The sequence below is a fragment of the Rubricoccus marinus genome (assembly GCF_002257665.1).
Classification (GTDB): domain Bacteria; phylum Bacteroidota; class Rhodothermia; order Rhodothermales; family Rubricoccaceae; genus Rubricoccus; species Rubricoccus marinus.
Genome location: NZ_MQWB01000001.1, coordinates 282,021 through 297,999, shown reverse-complemented (window position 1 = coordinate 297,999; position 15,979 = coordinate 282,021). Strand labels below are relative to the sequence as shown.

The window sequence follows — 15,979 nt, the reverse complement described above, 5'->3', positions numbered from 1 at the left end:
CTGGCACCTCCCGCGCCCCGCGCGCCCCCACTGTGGACCCCCTCGGATACAACAGCGGCTACGTCGAAGACCTCTACGCGCAGTACCTCCAGAACCCGGACTCCGTGAGCGCCTCCTGGCGCGAGTTCTTCGCCGACTTCGACCCCGGCGCGATGGTGGTCCGCAGCGCCTCTGGCGAGGCCGCGCCCAGCGCGCCTGCGTCCGGCAACGGCGCCGCCCCAGAGGCGACGCCTGCCGCCGCATCCGCCTCTGGCGACGGCGCGCCCCCGAAGGCTCCGGCGCCCGCGCCGCCGAAGGCGCCAGAGGCCAAGCCCTCCGCCCCTGCGGCCTCTGGCGGCCCGGTGCGGCCCGAGATCGCCGTTCCCGAAGGCGCCGAGACGAGCCCGCTCCGCGGCGTCGCCGCGCGCATCGTCGAGAACATGGAGGCCAGCCTGACCATCCCGACCGCGACAAGCGTGCGGGACCTCCCGGTCAAGCTCATGGCCGAGAACCGGCGCCTCATCAACCGGCGCCAGATGGCGACCGGTGGGGAAAAGGTGAGCTACACGCACCTCATCGCCTACGCCATGGTGCGCGCGATGGAGGCCGTCCCGGCCATGCGAGATGCCTTCCGCCACACCCAGAGCGGTGGCGGCGAGCGCATCTCGCCAGAGGCCATCTCCATCGGCCTCGCCATCGACATCGAGAAGCGCGGCAAGCGGCAGCTGCTCGTCCCGAACATCAAAAAGGCGGGCTCGCTCTCCTTCGCGGAGTTCCTCGGGCAGTACAACGACATCGTCAAGCGCGCGCGGGACTCCAAGCTGGAGCTCGCGGACTTCCAGCACACGACGGCCACGCTGACCAACCCCGGCGGCATCGGGACCGTGATGAGCGTGCCGCGGCTGATGCCGGGCCAGGGCCTCATCGTGGCGGTCGGCGCCATCGGCTACCCGGCGCACTACGCGGGCATGAAGGCCGCGCAGCTCTCGCGCCTGGGCCTCTCGCCCACGATGACGATCACGTCCACCTACGACCACCGCATCATCCAGGGCGCGGAGTCGGGCGAGTTCCTCGCCTACATGGCGGGACTGCTCACGGGCGCCAGAGGCTTCTACCAGGACGTCTTCGCGAGCCTTGGCATCCACACGCCGCCGTTCTCGATGAACGCGGACAGCACGCCGGAGATCGGTCGGGCTGGGATCGGCTCCAGCGCGAAGGCGGAGAAGATCGAGAAGCAGGCGCGCGTCTATGAGCTCATCCGCGCCTACCGCGTGCGGGGGCACCTGCTCGCCGACACGAACCCGCTGGGCTACGAGCCCCGCAACCACACCGAGCTGGACCCCGGCTCCTACGGCCTCTCGGTCTGGGACCTCGACCGCACGTTCCTGACCGGCGGCCTCGCGGGCGTCCGCGGCGGCCTCGCCGGGCGCGAGAAGATGACGCTCCGCGACATCCTCGACATCCTCTGGGACACCTACACCGACCACGTCGGCAGCGAGTTCATGCACCTCTCCTCGCCAGAGGAGAAGCGCTGGCTCATTGAGCGGATCGAGCCGCAGCAGTTCCGCGAGCCCATCGCGACGCCGCGCAAGAAGCGCATCTTCGCCAAGCTCAATGAGGCTGAGGCGCTGGAGCAGTTCATCCACACGAAGTACATCGGCCACAAGCGGTTCTCGCTGGAGGGCGCCGAGACGATGATCCCCCTCATCGACGCCGTCCTCTCCGACGCCGCCGATCAGGACGTGGAGGAGGTCGTGATCGGGATGGCGCACCGCGGCCGTCTGAACGTGCTCACGAACATCATGGGCAAGCCCTACAACAAGGTGTTCGACGAGTTCGAGGGGACCATCAACCCCGACGCCGTCCACGGCTCGGGCGACGTGAAGTACCACCTCGGCCAGACCGGCACGCACACGTCCCCCTCGGGCTCCACGACCGAGCTCACGCTCGCGTCCAACCCCAGCCACCTCGAAGCCGTCAACCCTGTCGTGGAGGGGATGGTGCGCGCCAAGCAGCAGCGCATCGCCGAGGCCAACCCCGGGATGACGCAGAAGCACCTGCTGGACCGCGTGCTCCCGCTCCTCATCCACGGCGACGCGGCCTTCGCGGGCCAGGGCGTCGTCGCGGAAACGCTGAACCTCAGCCAGTTGGAGGGCTACAAGACCGGCGGCACGGTCCACCTCGTGGTCAACAACCAGATCGGGTTTACGACGCTCCCGATGCACGCGCGCTCCTCCGCCTACGCGACCGATATCGCGCGGATGATCCAGGCGCCGATCTTCCACGTCAACGGCGACGACCCCGAGGCCGCCGTCCGCGTGGCACGCCTCGCGCTGGACTTCCGGCAGGTGTTCAACAAGGACGTCGTGATCGACATGGTCTGCTACCGGAAGTACGGCCACAACGAGGGCGACGAGCCGAGCTACACGCAGCCGCTCATGTACGCCGACATCAACGGCCACCGGAGCGTCCGCAAGCTGTACCTGGAGAGCCTCTTGCGCAAAGGCGAGATCTCGCCAGAGGATGCCGAAGAAGTGCTGGACGACTTCCGCTCCAAGCTCGACGAGGCCTTCGAGGCCACCAAGGAGCTCGCCGAGCAGCGCCGCGGCGCCGAGGTCCCCATGCCGACGCACATCGAGGCGACGGATAAGGCCGACACGGCGGCCTCTCGCGAGCAGCTCACGCAGGTCATGCGCGCGCTCGTGGACCTGCCCGAGAGCTTCGACGTGCACAAAAAGCTGGCCCGCCTGGTGGTCACGCGCCGCGAGAAGCAGTTCGAGAGCGGCACGATCGACTGGGCCTTTGCCGAGGCCCTCGCCTTTGGCACGCTCCTGCTTGACGGCACGCCTGTCCGCCTGAGCGGTCAGGACTCCGGCCGCGCGACGTTCAGCCAGCGCCACGCCATCCTCTACGACCAGACGGATGCGCACCGCTACATCCCGCTCAACAACATCGCGCCCATCTCGCCAGAGGCTTCTGGCGACGGCAGCAGCCAGGCGCGCTTCCAGGTGTACGACTCGCTGCTCAGCGAGTACGCCGTCCTCGGCTTCGAGTACGGCTACACCGTCGCCGAGCCCCGGGCGCTCGTGATGTGGGAGGGCCAATTCGGCGACTTCGTCAACGGCGCGCAGATCATGATCGACCAGTTCATCTCGTCGGCCGAGGCGAAGTGGGGCCAGACCTCGCGGTTGACCATGCTCCTGCCGCACGGCTACGAGGGCCAGGGACCTGAGCACTCCTCGGCGCGCCCCGAGCGGTTCTTGCAGCTCTGCGCGGAGGACAACATGATCGTGGCGAACTACTCCACGCCCGCCAACTACTTCCACGCGCTCCGGCGCCAGATGAAGCGTGAGGCCGCCAAGCCGCTCATCATCATGACGCCGAAGAGCCTCTTGCGCAACCCCGCTGCGGTCTCGTCGGTGGAGGACCTGAGCGAGGGCGAGTACCAGCCGCTGATCTCGTCCGGGCAGACCGGCGCGAGCCGCCTGGTGTTCTGCTCCGGCAAGGTGGTCTACGACGCCCTCAAGGCGAAGGAGGACGCTGGCGCCTCCGGCGTCGCGATCGCGCGGTTGGAGCAGATGTACCCGTTCCCCGACGAGGCCGTCCGCGCCGAGTTGGACGCGAACCCGGATGCCGAGGTCGTGTGGCTCCAGGAGGAGCCGCAGAACATGGGCGCCTGGTTCTTCGTGCAGCCGCGCTTCGACGAGATCATCGCCGAGATGAACGGAGGCGACTGCAACCACCGCATCGCGTACGCCGGCCGCAAGGCCGCCGCCTCGCCCGCGACGGGCAGCGCGAGCGTCCACGCCAAGCAGCAGGCGCAACTTCTGGCCGACGCGCTGGGCCTCGAGGCCTAGCGCCAGAGGCCTCTGGCGGGTTCAGCCTCCGGCGGCGCTCTGCGCGTCGTCGGAGGCCGTTGGAGACGAGACGAGGACTCGCATCTTCTGGTCGTACCACGACTCGCGGCGGCTGACGAACTCGCGTAGGCAGGGGCTCGTCTCCACCACGGACTCGACGTAGGTGTACCACTCCGCCCAGTGGCGGCGCGCCGTCGCGGAGTGGGACTCCGTGGTTTGCTCCAACACGGAGATCAGGTCGATAAAGTCGGCGAACATCTCCGCGAGCGTCTCGATCTGCTCTCGCTCTCGCTTGTCCATCCGCCCGGGCACCTCCTCCCCATCGTAGAAGTAGGGCTTCCACTCGGGGTGCTCCAGGAAGTAGCGGTTGATCTCCAGCATCATCGCCGCGACGTGCTGGTAGACCGTCGCCATGTTCGCGTTCGTCAGGAGCACGGTCTGCCGCTGCGACTCCTGCCACTGCCGGAGCGCGTAAAACACGGCGATCAGCGCGAGGACCGCCGCGACGGATGAGACGAGCCCGCTCAGGGCTCCAACGGCTTCCCACGTCATACGCGAGGCGGTACCCGCCGGCAGAGCCGCGAATCTACAGGCGGCGGGCTGAAGCGCCAGAGGCCTATCCTCCGGCATGCCCGACGCCCTCTCCCCCGTCACACTTACCGGCGCCCACGTCCGCCTGGAGCCTCTGGCGATGAGCCACCTGGATGCCCTCGCAGCGGTCGGCCTGGACCCGGACCTCTGGCGCCTGACGCCGAGTCCCGTCCGCACGCGCGAGGACATGGCCGCCTACATCCAGGCCGCGCTGGACGGTCACGCCAGAGGCGAGATGCTGCCGTTCGCGACCGTGGACCGGGCCTCTGGCGGGGTCGTGGGCAGCACGCGGTTCGGCAACATCGTGCCTCAGCACAAGCGCGTCGAGATCGGGTGGACGTGGATCGGCAAGCGGTGGCAACGGACCGCCGTCAACACCGAGGCAAAGCTGCTCATGCTGCGCCACGCGTTCGGGCCTCTGGCGTGCAACCGCGTGGAGCTCAAAACCGACGCGCGCAACGTGCGCTCGCAAGAGGCCATGCGCCGCATCGGCGCGACCGAGGAGGGCACGCTGCGCCACCACATGGTCACCGCCAGCGGCCACCTCCGCGACTCCGTCTACTTCAGCATCCTTCTCGAGGAGTGGCCACGCGTCGAAGCTGGGCTCCTCGCGAAGCTGGACCGCTGAGCCTCCGGCGTCAGAGGCCGCCAACCTCTGGAGTCTCTCCCCTCGCTCCGCTCATGCCCGTGATCCGCGCCACCGCGCAGCACCTCGACGCTCTCGCGCCGCTTTTCGATGCCTACCGGCAGTTCTACCGCCAGGCGCCGGACCCCGACGGCGCGCGACGCTTCCTCGCGGAGCGCATCGCCAGAGGCGAGTCCGTGATCCTGCTGGCCTCTGGCGATGGTGGCCCGCCCACGGGGTTCACGCAGTTGTATCCGTCTTTCTCGTCGGTGCGGATGCGGCGCGTGTGGGTGCTCAACGACCTGTTCGTGGCGCCAGAGGCTCGGCGGAGCGGCGTGGCGCGAGCGCTGATGAACGCCGCGCGGGACTTCGCGCGAGAGGACGGCGCGGTCAGCCTCGAACTGGCGACCGAGCGCACGAACGCGAGCGCGCAGGCGCTCTACGACAGCCTCGGCTACGAACGCGACGATGCCTACTGGCACTACGCGCTCATGCTCTGAGCCTCTGGCGCCAGCGGCCCGCGCACGCTTCGCCACTGGCCCCTCCCCCACGGCTTCCCCGGCATTTCCCCGAACTCCCGCGCGCGCCAGAGGTTGGAGCCCGTTCACTCCCGACCCGCCTGTGGCCCCGCACGACCCGCTCCCCCTCGAAGACTACGGCCTGATCGGCAACATGCGGACCGGCGCGCTGGTCGGCAAAAACGGCTCGGTGGACTGGCTGTGCCTGCCGCACTTTGACAGCCCGAGCGTGTTCGGCGCCATCCTCGACCCCGAAAAGGCTGGTCGCTTCGACATCCGAGTAAGCGGGGACGCCGCCACGTGGCAGGTGTACCTCCCGGACACCAACGTGCTCGTCACGCGCTTTACCGGCGAGGAGGGCGCGGCCGAGATCGTGGACTACATGCCCGTCGGGCTGGAAGGCCCCGAGGGGGGCTACCACCGGCTGATCCGCCACGTGCGAGTGCTGCGCGGGACCGTAAACGTCTCCGTTCACTGCGAGCCCGCCTTCGACTACGGCCGCGCCGAGCACACCGCGACCTACACCGAGGGCGAAGGCGTCGTGTTCGAGGCCGCCTCTGGCGGCAAAGGCGGCGGCCCCATCCGCCTCGCGCTGTCCACCAAGCGCGGGATGGAGCTGACCAAGGGCGCCTGTGGCCCCGGCGCGGTCCGCGAGCTAGAGATGACGCGCGGTGACCGCGCCACGTTCGAGGTCCGGCTTCTGGAGGAAGGCGAGAGCCTGGACGAGCCGCTCTCGCGAGAGGACGAGTACGCCCTGTTCCGCAGCACGACGGGCTTCTGGCGGAGCTGGCTCAAGACGTGCTCCTACACCGGCCGCTGGCGGGAGTCCGTGCACCGGAGCGCGCTCGTGCTCAAGATGCTGACGTTCGAGCCCACCGGTGCCATCGTGGCCGCGCCGACGACGAGCCTGCCCGAGAACATCGGCGGGCACCGCAACTGGGACTACCGCTACTCGTGGATCCGCGACGCCGCGTTCACGCTCTACGGCCTCTTGCGGATCGGCTTTACCGCCGAGGTGCGGTCGTTCATCCTGTGGCTGCGCGAGCGCTGCGAGGCCGGCGTCGCGGACGACCCCAACGGCCCGCTCCAGATCGTCTACGGCATCGACGGGCGGCGCAACCTCAAAGAGGAAGAACTGGACCACCTCTCGGGCTACCGCGACTCGCGCCCGGTCCGCATCGGCAACGGTGCGCACGACCAGTTGCAGCTCGACATCTACGGCGAACTCCTCGACGCCGTCTACCTCTACGACAAGTACGGCACCCCCATCTCGTGGGACTTCTGGCAGGACCTCACGCGCTACGTGGACTGGGTCTGCAAAAACTGGGACCGGCCCGATGAAGGCATCTGGGAGGTCCGCGGCCAGCAGGAGCACTTCGTGTACTCCAAGCTCATGTGCTGGGTCGCGCTGGACCGCGCGCTGCGCCTCGCGGACAAGCGCTCGCTCCCGGCGCCGCGCCAGAGGTGGACCGAGACGCGCGACCTGATCTACCAGACCATCATGGAGAAGGGCTACAACGAGGAGCGCGGCGCCTTTGTCCAGACCTTTGGCGGGGACGCGCTGGACGCGAGCAACCTGCTCATGCCGCTGGTCTTCTTTACCGGCCCCAACGACCCGCGCATGATCTCGACGCTGGAGGAGACGCTCAAGGCGCCAGAGGAAGGCGGGCTGACGAGCGATTGCCTCGTATGGCGCTACAACACCCGTGAGGTGGACGATGGTGTCGGCGGCGAAGAGGGCGCCTTCAACCTGTGCTCCTTCTGGCTCGTGGAGGCGCTCGCGCGCGCGGGCCGCATCGAGCCCAAGTACCTCGAAAAGGCGGAGGTGATGTTCGCCAAGATGCTCAACTACTCCAACCACCTCGGCCTCTTCGCTGAGATGACGGGCCTGCGCGGGCAGGCGCTCGGCAACACGCCGCAGGCGTTCTCGCACCTCGGCCTCATCTCGGCTGCCTACAACCTGGACCGCACGCTCAACGAGGCGCAGGACCTCCGCTCCTCGCGCGCCGCCGAGGTCCACGCGCCAGAGGCCTCTGGCGACGCCGGCTCGCCCGCCACGCACCCCGGCGCCTCGCCGCACTCCCAGCCGGGTACGACGGCGGCGCGGTAACGCCGCGCGCGGAACGGGCCGCCGACGAGAGAGCGCCCCGCCTCTGGCGTGACGGGCCGGTGGCAGCACCGCGGCGGACCTTGACGCCATGACCACTCCCGACACCCCGCCAGAGGCCTCTGGCGACGACGACGCGCGCCCGCCCCGCTTTTTCCTCTGCTCCACGTGGCCGCTGTGCAAGACGCGCGGCGGCCGCGAGGCCGTTTTGAAGTACGCGCTGCCGCCGTTCGTCAACGGCATGAGCCGCCGCGAGCCCGACTTGGAGCACCGGCGCCCCGCCATCACGGCATCCAGCCGGGGCCGCAACTTCGCCCCACGCCTGCGCCCCGGCGACACGGTCCTGTACACGACCACAAAGGGCCGGTGGGGCGAGGTCCGCACGCCGCACTGGCGCCTTCTCGGCGCGCTCACCGTCGAGGCGACGTTCGCGTCGCACGAGGCTGCGGCCGCCGACTACCGCGCCAGAGGCCTGCGGCTCCCCAGCAACCTCGTCGTGGACGGCAACGCGCCCTTGCCGGTCCCGCTCACGCTCCACCACGGCCGCCTCCACACCGACGAGTGGGACGCCGTCTGCCGCGAGCGCGCCCAGGCCTCTGGCGCCGTGGCCGTCTGCGCCGCGCACGCCGTGGAGCTGTTCGCGCCGCCAGTCCTCACGCCAGAGGCGCTGATGGCCATTTTCGGGACGGTCCCCAACACGCGCACCCCGCCGGAGATCACCGAGGCGCAGGCGGACCGGCTGTGGGACCTCGCGCAGGACCCGCCAGAGGCGGGCGCGGGCCTCTGGCGACGAGCCGCGTAGCGGTGGGGTAGGTTGCGCGCCCATGCACCGGACCGCCTACGCCCTCCTGTTCGCCCTCGCGTTGGCCGGGTGCCAGGACGACCCGTGGGTGCGCCTCAACGTCGGCGCGAACAACATGCGGTGGGTCCCCAAACGGAGCCTAGTGACGCAGGCGAGCGGCGCGTGGGTCTCGGCCACGCTCCGCCCGCAGGACGCCGACTTCTTTACCGCCGCGCCGTTCTCGGTCCTCCTCCACCGCGACGACCGGCCCGACGGCGCCCGGGAGGACCGCGAGTGGCTCACGCGCTCGGTCACTATCGAGGGCGTCACCGACTTGGACCGCGCGCTGGGGTTCGTCCCCCTCGTGGACGCGCTCAGGACCGATTCCTCTGGCGCCCAGTACCTCGTGCCTCTGGCGGACGGCCGCGTGCGCATCCGCTTGGAGCGCCGCCGCTCGTCGCTCTGGGTCTACGACACCACGGTCGTGGTCGCGCCCCGGCCCTCTGGCGGGTGGGCCGAGGACACGACCGCTGCGCCCTGGCTGGAGTAGCCCGCTACCGCGCCACGGTGTAGCGCATCTCCGTTCCGCCCGCGTGCGCCTCGGCCCAGTCCAGGCGGAGCCCGGTCGGCCCGGCGCCCTCGCGCCAGAGGCGCACGCCGGAGCCGAGCAAAACGGGCACGACGAACAGGTGCACGGCATCGAGCAGGCCCGCGTCGCGGAACTGGCTCGCGAGGTCGCCGCCGCCAACGAGCCAGACGTGGGCCTCTGGCGCGAACGGCGCAAGGCCTTCGGCGAGGTCGCCAGAGGCGAACCGGACGCCGGCGGGCGGATGGGGGTCGGGCGGGCGCGAGGAGTAGACGACGGTGGGGCGCCCCTCGTAGAGCCACTGGTCCCAGGCGCGGATCTGGTCGTAGGTGGCGCGGCCCATCGCGAGGGCGTCCACGCTGTCCCAGAAGGCGCCGTAGCCGAAGTCCTCGCCCTCGGGCGGCTCCGGCAGCCAGCCGACGCCGCCGCTGGCGTCGGCGATGTAGCCGTCGAGGCTCTGGGCGACGTAGAGGGTGACGCGGGGCATGGCGCAAGATCGCGCCAGAGGCTGGACGCGAGAGCCTCTGGCGCCCGTTGTTCTCTCGCGCATCGGTACCCTTCCGGCGTCTACCGAGCGACCCATGATCGACTCCGCCGCCGACCTCCGCGACCACTACCCCCAGCCGACGGGGCGGGCCGTGGACAAAACGCTCGACCACCTCGACGCGCACTGCCGACGCTTTCTCGCGCTCGCGCCGTTTGCCGTCCTCGCCTCTGGCGACGCCAGCGGCCGCCTGGACGCGTCCCCGCGCGGCGGCGCGCCGGGGTTCGTCCGCGTGCACGACGAGCGCACGCTCTGGCTGCCCGACGCGCCCGGCAACAACCGCCTGGACTCGTTCTCGAACATCGCCGAGACGGGCCGGGCGGGCCTCCTCTTCCTGATCCCGGGCGTCGACGAGACGCTGCGCGTCAACGGTTCCGCGCGCGTCCGCGTGGAGCCCGAGGTGCTGGGCGCATTCAGCAGCGAGCGGCGCCTGCCTCGCGCAGTTTTGGAGATCACCGTGGAGGAGGCCTACCTCCACTGCGCGAAGGCGCTGATGCGCTCCCGCCTCTGGCGTGCCGACGCGCAAACCCCGCGCGAGGCGCTCCCGCCGACGAGCCAGATCTTGAACGACCAGACGGGCCGCGCCGACCGCGAGGAGACGCAGGAGGAGATGGCCGCGCGCTACGCGCCAGACCTGTAGCGCCAGAGGCCTCGAGGATGATCGGTGTGGGCGCGGAAGCGTGCGTGAGTAGAGGAACCCCATTCCCCTGCTGCCATGCGCACATCGCTTTCTCTCGCCCTCGTCCTCTTTCTCGCCCTCTCGGGATGCGACTCCAGCGCCCCTGAGCCCGCCCAGGTCTCGGGCACCTGGACCGGGACGGTCACCCTCGGCGCCAACACCACGGCGACGCTGGTGCTCCAGCAGACGGGCTCGGTCGTCACCGGGACGGCGAGCGTCAACGGCGTCGCCGACGTGGCCACGCTCCGCGGCGACCTCGACGGCACCCGGTTCACGTGGACCGCTCAGGCCGCTGGCGGCTGCCTCGTGCTCAACGGCACGACCGACGTGCAGGCCTCTGGCGCGACGCTCGACGGCGATGTTGAGGTCAACGGGAGCAACTGCCCCCAGCCGACCATCGTCCGCGGGCCGATCATCCTGACGCGGGCCTAAGCCTCTGGCGCCAGAGGAGGGTCTCAATTCGAAGGCCCGCGCTCCCATCCTGAGCGGATGCGACGGCTCTCCAACTCGGGCTTTCAGGCTGGGGACGCTTTTCCCAGGCCGGTCGTCATTGCCTCCAAACCACTCGTCATCGCGAGCGACAGCGAAGCGATCTCGCGATGCTGAGCGGCTAGATCGCCGCGTCGCGTTGCTCCTCGCGATGACACTGGTGAGGGTTGTGGGCGCCCTGAGCCTCTGGCGCTAGCGCGCGTCGCGGACCTGCTGCGCGTAGGCGAAGAGGCGCTGCATCCGCTCCGGGTCCAGGCCCATCATCTGCGACGTGCTCTCGCCCTCGTGCGTCCACACGTTGCCGAGCGACTCGGTGATGCCGGGGTCGTGGTGGGTGAACATCGCCACCAGCTCGTCCCAGCGGTTGATGAGTGCGCGGGCCTCTGGCTCGGTGGGATCGGTCCCGGCGTCCATCTCGGCGCCGAGGGCGCTGAAGAGGCGCGGCCACTCGGCCTCGACCTCGCGGATGGTGTCCTCGCCCAACGCCTCGCGGCGCTCGGCGAGTTGTTGCAGTTGCTCGGGGGTGTAGTGCGTCTCGATGGTCTCCATGGCCTGAATGAGGGTGGTGAAGGTGTCGGTGGGGATCGGGGCGCCAGAGGCCTGCCGCTGGCGCAGGAGCCGCGCGAGGCCGTCGAGCCTCTGGCGGAGCGCGTCGATCTGTGCCGCCTCCTCGGTCAGCCTCTGGCGCTGGCGCTCCAGAAGGGCGACCGGGTCGAAGTCGGGCGCGTCGAGCGCGGCGCCGATCTCCGCCAGAGGCGTCCCGAGGGCGCGGAGCGAGCAGATCTGCTGCACGCGCTCGATCTCCCTCGCGCCGTAGCGGCGGTGCCCGGCGTCGGTGCGCGAGGGCGCCAGAAGCCTGGCCTCTTCGTAGTGGTGGAGGGCGCGGACGGTGAGCCCCGTGCGGGCGGCCAGTTGGCCGACGGTGAGTGTCTCGGTCATGGCGCGAGGGTACACACCTCACGCCGCGTGAGGCGCAAGCGCGAGCCGCTAGCTTCACGTCTCCTTCTCGTGGCTCCATGCGCCTCTTCCTACTTCTCATGCTCCTCCTGCCTCTGGCGCCAGAAGCGCAACCCTCTCTCCCGTACAGCGGCAGCTGGACCGACGCGGCCTCTGGCGAGATGCTCGTCGCGCTCCCCGAGGGCTACGAGGCCGACGCGGAGCGCCGGTGGCCGCTCCTCGTGTTTTTACACGGCGCGGGCGAGCGGGGCGACAGCCTCGCGGCGGTCGGCGTGCATGGGCCGCTGAAGGAGCGCCGCGAGGGGCGCGACCTCCCGTTCGTGATCGCCGCGCCGCAGGTGCCCGAGGGCGGGCGCTGGACCATGGGGCGCGTGGCCGCAGCGATGGACGCGGCGCAAGAGGCCTACCGCATCGACGCGGACCGGGTGTACGTGACGGGCCTCAGCATGGGCGGCTACGGCGCGTGGGAGGCCATCGAGCGACTCCCGGAGCGCATCGCGGCGGCGCTGATCGTCTGCGGCGGCGGCAACCCCATCGGCATCGGCGCGGCGCGCGAGGTGCCGGTCTGGAACGTCCACGGCGCGCTCGACTCCGTAGTGCCCATCAGCCAGTCCACCGCCATGGTGAGCCGCCTGCGGGCCTCTGGCGGCGACGTGCGCTTTACCGTCTACCCGGACGCCGGGCACGACGCGTGGACGGAGACCTACGCCAACCCGGAGGTGTACGCGTGGCTGCTCTCGCACCGCCGGAGCGAGCGGTAGACTCTGGCGCCAGAGGCCTCTGGTGGGGAGCGCTAGGCCGACTGCGGACGGTATCCGCTGGTGGCCTTTGGCGGCTGCTTTGGGGGCCGTCGCGTCATTAGGGCATCATGTCCTCATACCTTCTCGAATAGAGGCTCACCGTCCGTGCACCGATGCCCGAGTCCCACCCATTTTTGACCCGACTGTACAAGGTCAGACCGAGACGGTCATGGAGCGAGAGGTAAGCCTCTCGCATGGTGGCATCCATACCTACCTCAGGCATAACGCCACCATGATGGAGCGGTATGGGGTAGCGGCCCCAATACGGGAGGGCGCTGCTAGCGACGGAGCAAAAATTCCTCTCGGACTCGCTAGCCTCCACTGAATCAATCTTATCAAGCAGGTGGATGAGATTGTTAGTCTTGATCTCAGACCCCAAAACTCCGTCGGAGATCAGTTTGGGATCCTCCGCTACCAAGATGCCCTTGGTCAGATTCTCAATCGCGAAACCCGCAAGCAATAAATAGGGCCGAGACACGGCGTAAAACTTAGAAACCTCACGCCTGACCTTCGGCACCTCAGATATCAGGTTTCCATCTCGTACCTCTTCAATCTCTACAACTGGTTCGTCCTCAACGCGCAGTCCGTTGCTCTTGTCGTTCCACAAAACCTCAGCCGCATCCCGCAACTCGTCAGCATGATTGAGCCAGCAGCTAGGCAACCCATTGACGACGAAAAGCGTTTGGGCATTGAGCCTTTCCAACTCAGCGTCCGTCATGTTCGCAATATCGTCCAGAGACTTACCGTGCATCGGATTGGGGAAAGGTCGCCTAACAGGTATTTGGCGGCATCGAGCCTCTCTACGCAGAAACACCTGTCGCTAAATCTAGAGCCCCTCCCGCCTCTGGCGCCAGAGGTTAGAGCGACACCGATAGACTCCCAGCGTCGCTAGAAGCGCGGCGGTGATCAGCCCCGTCACGGCGACGTTGACGGCTCGTTAGCGCGAGGCTGCCCGTTCATACGACGCCCCTAGCGCCAGAGGCCTCTGGCGCCTACGTGGCGAGCACCGCCTCCCGCAACCGATCGAGCCCGTCGCTGGGGAACGGCCAACTCCACGTGAGGCTCGCGTCCTCACGGCTCCAGGCCGGATCGGAGCGCAAGCGGAGCAGGCTCCGGCAGAACACGCGGAGCGTGGGGCCGAGGGGCAGCCGCGCGGGTCCACTCTGTCCGCTCGGGTCGCTCACGGCGACGAGCACCTCGTGCCCTTCCACCTCAAACGACCAGTGCCAGTACGCGGGCTCCAGGGACCACTCAACGCGCACGCTCTGCCCCCCGGATGCGAGGAGAAGGAGCGCCTCCACGAGATGCGCGAGGGAATCGCAGGGAACGTCGGAGACGCTTCTCGAAACGCTCCAGTCGGGCGTGCTCACCTCGACATCGAGCCAGCCGTGCTCAGGGGTTCCGAATCTCACGTCCAGTCCAGAATCTCTCACGCGCGCGCGGTGTAGGCTCGGTGGCTAACTACTCCGCCCGTTGCCTCTGGCGCCAGAGGCCCCGCCCATGCGCACCGCCGCCCTGTACGACATCCACGGCAACTTGCCCGCTCTGGAAGCGGTGCTCGCCGACGTGCAGGCGGAGGGCATCGAGCGCGTGATCGTCGGGGGCGACGTGATCGCGGGGCCGTTTCCGGCGGCGTCGCTCCGCGCCCTCCGCGCGCTGCCCGTCCCGACGCTCTTCATCCGGGGCAACGCAGAATCGGAGACGCTGCGGGCCGCTGCGGGACAGCCGCCGGGCGGGTTCTCCGAGCGGGCCGACGGGGAAGCGCGATGGCTCGCCGAGACGCTCTCCCCTGACGACCTCCGGTGGATCACCTCGTGGCCTCTGGCGGTGGAGATCGAGAGTCCGGGCCGCGTGTTGTTCTGCCACGCCACGCCAGAGAGCGACTCGCGCGTGTTCACCTCGCGGACGCCAGAGGCCGCCATCGCGCCCGCCTTCGTGGGCGTGGACTGCCCGACCGTGGTGTGCGGGCACACGCACCTCCCGTTCGACCGGCGCATCGCGGGGCGGCGCGTCATCAACGCCGGGAGCGTCGGGATGCCGTTCGGCCAGACCGGCGCCGACTGGCTCGTGCTCGGGCCAGAGGGCATCGCCTTCCGCCACACCGACTACGACCTCGCCGCCGCGGCCGAGCGGATCCGCGCCTCGGAGTACCCGCACGCGGCGTCGCTCGCGCAGAACAACGTGGAGCGCGTGCCCTCTGCCGATCAGGCCCTCGCGATGCTTGAGCAGTTGCAGGCCTCGCAGGCGGCCTAGCAGACACGTCACGCCAGAGGCCTCTGGCGAGACGCCCGGACCCCGCGCGCCTCTGGCGCCGTAGGACGGGTCCTCTCTCCCGCTTCTGCGCCGCTCCTCCCCGGAGCCTCTGGCGCCAGAGGCCGCCTCTCTGCCATGCCCGAAGGTCCCGAAGTCCGCCGTGCGGCGGACGCCTTGAACAGCGCCCTCGCTGGGCGTGAGATCGTCGCGTTCTCGACGCGTATCAAGACCGCGCGCGCGTGGCTGGACGCGCACAAGCCCGAAGGCGCCGAGACCGAGGGCGGCCTGTTCGTCGGCAGGCGTATCGAGCGCGTGTGGAGCCACGGCAAGTGGCTCGTGGGCGATGTGGAGGGCGGGCTCTACTTCGCGAGCCACTTCCTGATGTGGGGCCGCTGGAACGTGGTCCCGCCCGACGACGAGATGGCCGTCACGCGCGACAAGCGCGAGCGCGCCCGCATCGAGGTCGAGGACGCCGTGGCCGTGCTCACCACCGCGCCCAAGTTCGCCGTCGGCAAAGGAGACCCCGGGGCCTCTGGCGAGGCGGACGCCTCCACGTCCGGCCCCTACGGCGGCCCGACCGCCCACCTCGGCCCCGAGACGCTGCCCTACGAGGGGCCACAGGCCTTCGACACGGACGCCTTCCACGACCGCCTCTTCTCCGGCGCGCACAACGACCGCACCATCGGCGCGGCATTGCTCGATCAGACCATCCTCGCGGGCGTCGGCAACTACCTCCGCGCCGAGATCCTCCACGCCTGCCGCCTGGACCCGTGGACGTTTGTCGGCGACCTCACGCCAGAGGCTCTGGCCTGCCTCGACCGCGAGATCCCGGCCATCTGCGCCTACGCCTTCGCGCACGGCGGCCGCACGATTCCGCCCCAGGCCGTCGAGCGCATGCGCGCCGACCCGGACCTCCACTACGGCGAGGCGCACGACTACAACCTCAAGCACTGGGTCTTCCGCCGCACCAACCTCGACTGCCTCGTCTGCGGCGACACGGTCCGCCAGAAAAAGCAGGTCACGCGCCGCTGGGAGGACGACGAGGGCAACCTCGAAGAGAAGAAGCGCCCCATCTACTTCTGCCCCACCTGCCAGGGCACGACCGTCGAGCTCAAGCCGGTCCGCAAGAAGAAAACGAAGCAGCCCGCCCCGCCCGATGCCTAGCCCTCTCTTTCCAATCGGTGTCATCGCGAGCGGAGCGCGGCGATCTCGT

General features: G+C 69.5%; 16 protein-coding genes. 11 read left to right on the top strand and 5 right to left on the bottom strand.

The window, feature by feature from the left end:
• The first annotated feature begins 32 nt into the window (after positions 1 to 32).
• A complete protein-coding gene (locus BSZ36_RS01225; RefSeq protein WP_094545342.1) occupies positions 33 to 3,836 on the top strand; it encodes a multifunctional oxoglutarate decarboxylase/oxoglutarate dehydrogenase thiamine pyrophosphate-binding subunit/dihydrolipoyllysine-residue succinyltransferase subunit in 3,804 nt (1,267 codons plus the stop codon).
• 21 nt (positions 3,837 to 3,857) lie between these two features.
• Here the strand turns inward: BSZ36_RS01225 and BSZ36_RS01220 are convergent, their stop codons facing one another.
• Complete coding sequence (locus BSZ36_RS01220) at positions 3,858 to 4,388, bottom strand: hypothetical protein (protein WP_094545341.1); 531 nt, start codon at positions 4,386 to 4,388, stop codon at positions 3,858 to 3,860.
• Between the two features lie 76 nt (positions 4,389 to 4,464).
• Here BSZ36_RS01220 and BSZ36_RS01215 point away from each other — a divergent pair, with 76 nt between their 5' ends.
• The 5 genes from BSZ36_RS01215 to BSZ36_RS01195 all read left to right on the top strand — a co-directional run bounded on the left by BSZ36_RS01215 (position 4,465) and on the right by BSZ36_RS01195 (position 9,008).
• Positions 4,465 to 5,055, top strand: coding sequence for a GNAT family N-acetyltransferase (locus tag BSZ36_RS01215; RefSeq protein ID WP_094545340.1), 591 nt, complete (start codon positions 4,465 to 4,467; stop codon positions 5,053 to 5,055).
• A 53-nt stretch (positions 5,056 to 5,108) separates the two neighbouring features.
• Positions 5,109 to 5,552 carry a GNAT family N-acetyltransferase gene (locus tag BSZ36_RS01210; protein ID WP_094545339.1) on the top strand — a complete coding sequence of 148 codons (444 nt, stop codon included), beginning with the start codon at positions 5,109 to 5,111 and terminating at the stop codon, positions 5,550 to 5,552.
• Positions 5,553 to 5,673: 121 nt separating this feature from the next.
• The gene (locus BSZ36_RS01205; protein ID WP_218827513.1) at positions 5,674 to 7,680 is read left to right on the top strand and encodes a glycoside hydrolase family 15 protein; all 2,007 of its coding nucleotides are present in this window, start codon (positions 5,674 to 5,676) and stop codon (positions 7,678 to 7,680) included.
• An 88-nt stretch (positions 7,681 to 7,768) separates the two neighbouring features.
• Positions 7,769 to 8,479 (top strand): hypothetical protein, encoded by a 711-nt coding sequence (locus BSZ36_RS01200; RefSeq protein WP_094545338.1) that lies wholly within the window; start codon positions 7,769 to 7,771, stop codon positions 8,477 to 8,479.
• A 22-nt stretch (positions 8,480 to 8,501) separates the two neighbouring features.
• Positions 8,502 to 9,008, top strand: coding sequence for a hypothetical protein (locus tag BSZ36_RS01195; protein ID WP_094545337.1), 507 nt, complete (start codon positions 8,502 to 8,504; stop codon positions 9,006 to 9,008).
• Positions 9,009 to 9,012: 4 nt separating this feature from the next.
• On the opposite strand, the gene BSZ36_RS01190 is transcribed toward BSZ36_RS01195, so the two are convergent.
• Positions 9,013 to 9,531, bottom strand: a complete 519-nt coding sequence (locus BSZ36_RS01190; RefSeq protein ID WP_179270955.1) for a dihydrofolate reductase family protein — start codon at positions 9,529 to 9,531, stop codon at positions 9,013 to 9,015.
• Here BSZ36_RS01190 and BSZ36_RS01185 point away from each other — a divergent pair.
• Both BSZ36_RS01185 and BSZ36_RS19180 read left to right on the top strand, forming a co-directional pair.
• Positions 9,530 to 10,228, top strand: coding sequence for a pyridoxamine 5'-phosphate oxidase family protein (locus tag BSZ36_RS01185; RefSeq protein WP_218827512.1), 699 nt, complete (start codon positions 9,530 to 9,532; stop codon positions 10,226 to 10,228). The two genes, BSZ36_RS01190 and BSZ36_RS01185, sit on opposite strands and share 2 nt — an antisense overlap.
• A gap of 75 nt (positions 10,229 to 10,303) precedes the next feature.
• Positions 10,304 to 10,699 (top strand): hypothetical protein, encoded by a 396-nt coding sequence (locus BSZ36_RS19180; RefSeq protein WP_094545334.1) that lies wholly within the window; start codon positions 10,304 to 10,306, stop codon positions 10,697 to 10,699.
• A gap of 249 nt (positions 10,700 to 10,948) precedes the next feature.
• On the opposite strand, the gene BSZ36_RS01175 is transcribed toward BSZ36_RS19180, so the two are convergent.
• Complete coding sequence (locus BSZ36_RS01175; RefSeq protein WP_094545333.1) at positions 10,949 to 11,695, bottom strand: MerR family transcriptional regulator; 747 nt, start codon at positions 11,693 to 11,695, stop codon at positions 10,949 to 10,951.
• A gap of 77 nt (positions 11,696 to 11,772) precedes the next feature.
• Between BSZ36_RS01175 and BSZ36_RS01170 the strand changes: the two genes are divergently transcribed.
• The gene (locus BSZ36_RS01170; RefSeq protein WP_218827511.1) at positions 11,773 to 12,474 is read left to right on the top strand and encodes a carboxylesterase family protein; all 702 of its coding nucleotides are present in this window, start codon (positions 11,773 to 11,775) and stop codon (positions 12,472 to 12,474) included.
• A gap of 97 nt (positions 12,475 to 12,571) precedes the next feature.
• On the opposite strand, the gene BSZ36_RS01165 is transcribed toward BSZ36_RS01170, so the two are convergent.
• Together BSZ36_RS01165 and BSZ36_RS01160 are read right to left on the bottom strand one after the other, a co-directional pair.
• Entirely contained in the window at positions 12,572 to 13,231 is a 660-nt protein-coding gene (locus BSZ36_RS01165; protein ID WP_143536709.1) for a hypothetical protein, read from the bottom strand.
• Between the two features lie 274 nt (positions 13,232 to 13,505).
• A complete protein-coding gene (locus tag BSZ36_RS01160; RefSeq protein ID WP_143536708.1) occupies positions 13,506 to 13,925 on the bottom strand; it encodes a hypothetical protein in 420 nt (139 codons plus the stop codon).
• Between the two features lie 88 nt (positions 13,926 to 14,013).
• Between BSZ36_RS01160 and BSZ36_RS01155 the strand changes: the two genes are divergently transcribed.
• Both BSZ36_RS01155 and BSZ36_RS01150 read left to right on the top strand, forming a co-directional pair.
• Positions 14,014 to 14,766, top strand: a complete 753-nt coding sequence (locus BSZ36_RS01155; protein WP_094545330.1) for a metallophosphoesterase family protein — start codon at positions 14,014 to 14,016, stop codon at positions 14,764 to 14,766.
• Positions 14,767 to 14,901: 135 nt separating this feature from the next.
• Positions 14,902 to 15,930: a DNA-formamidopyrimidine glycosylase family protein gene (locus BSZ36_RS01150; protein ID WP_094545329.1), complete on the top strand. Its 1,029-nt coding sequence runs from the start codon at positions 14,902 to 14,904 to the stop codon at positions 15,928 to 15,930.
• The last annotated feature ends 49 nt before the right edge of the window (positions 15,931 to 15,979 follow it).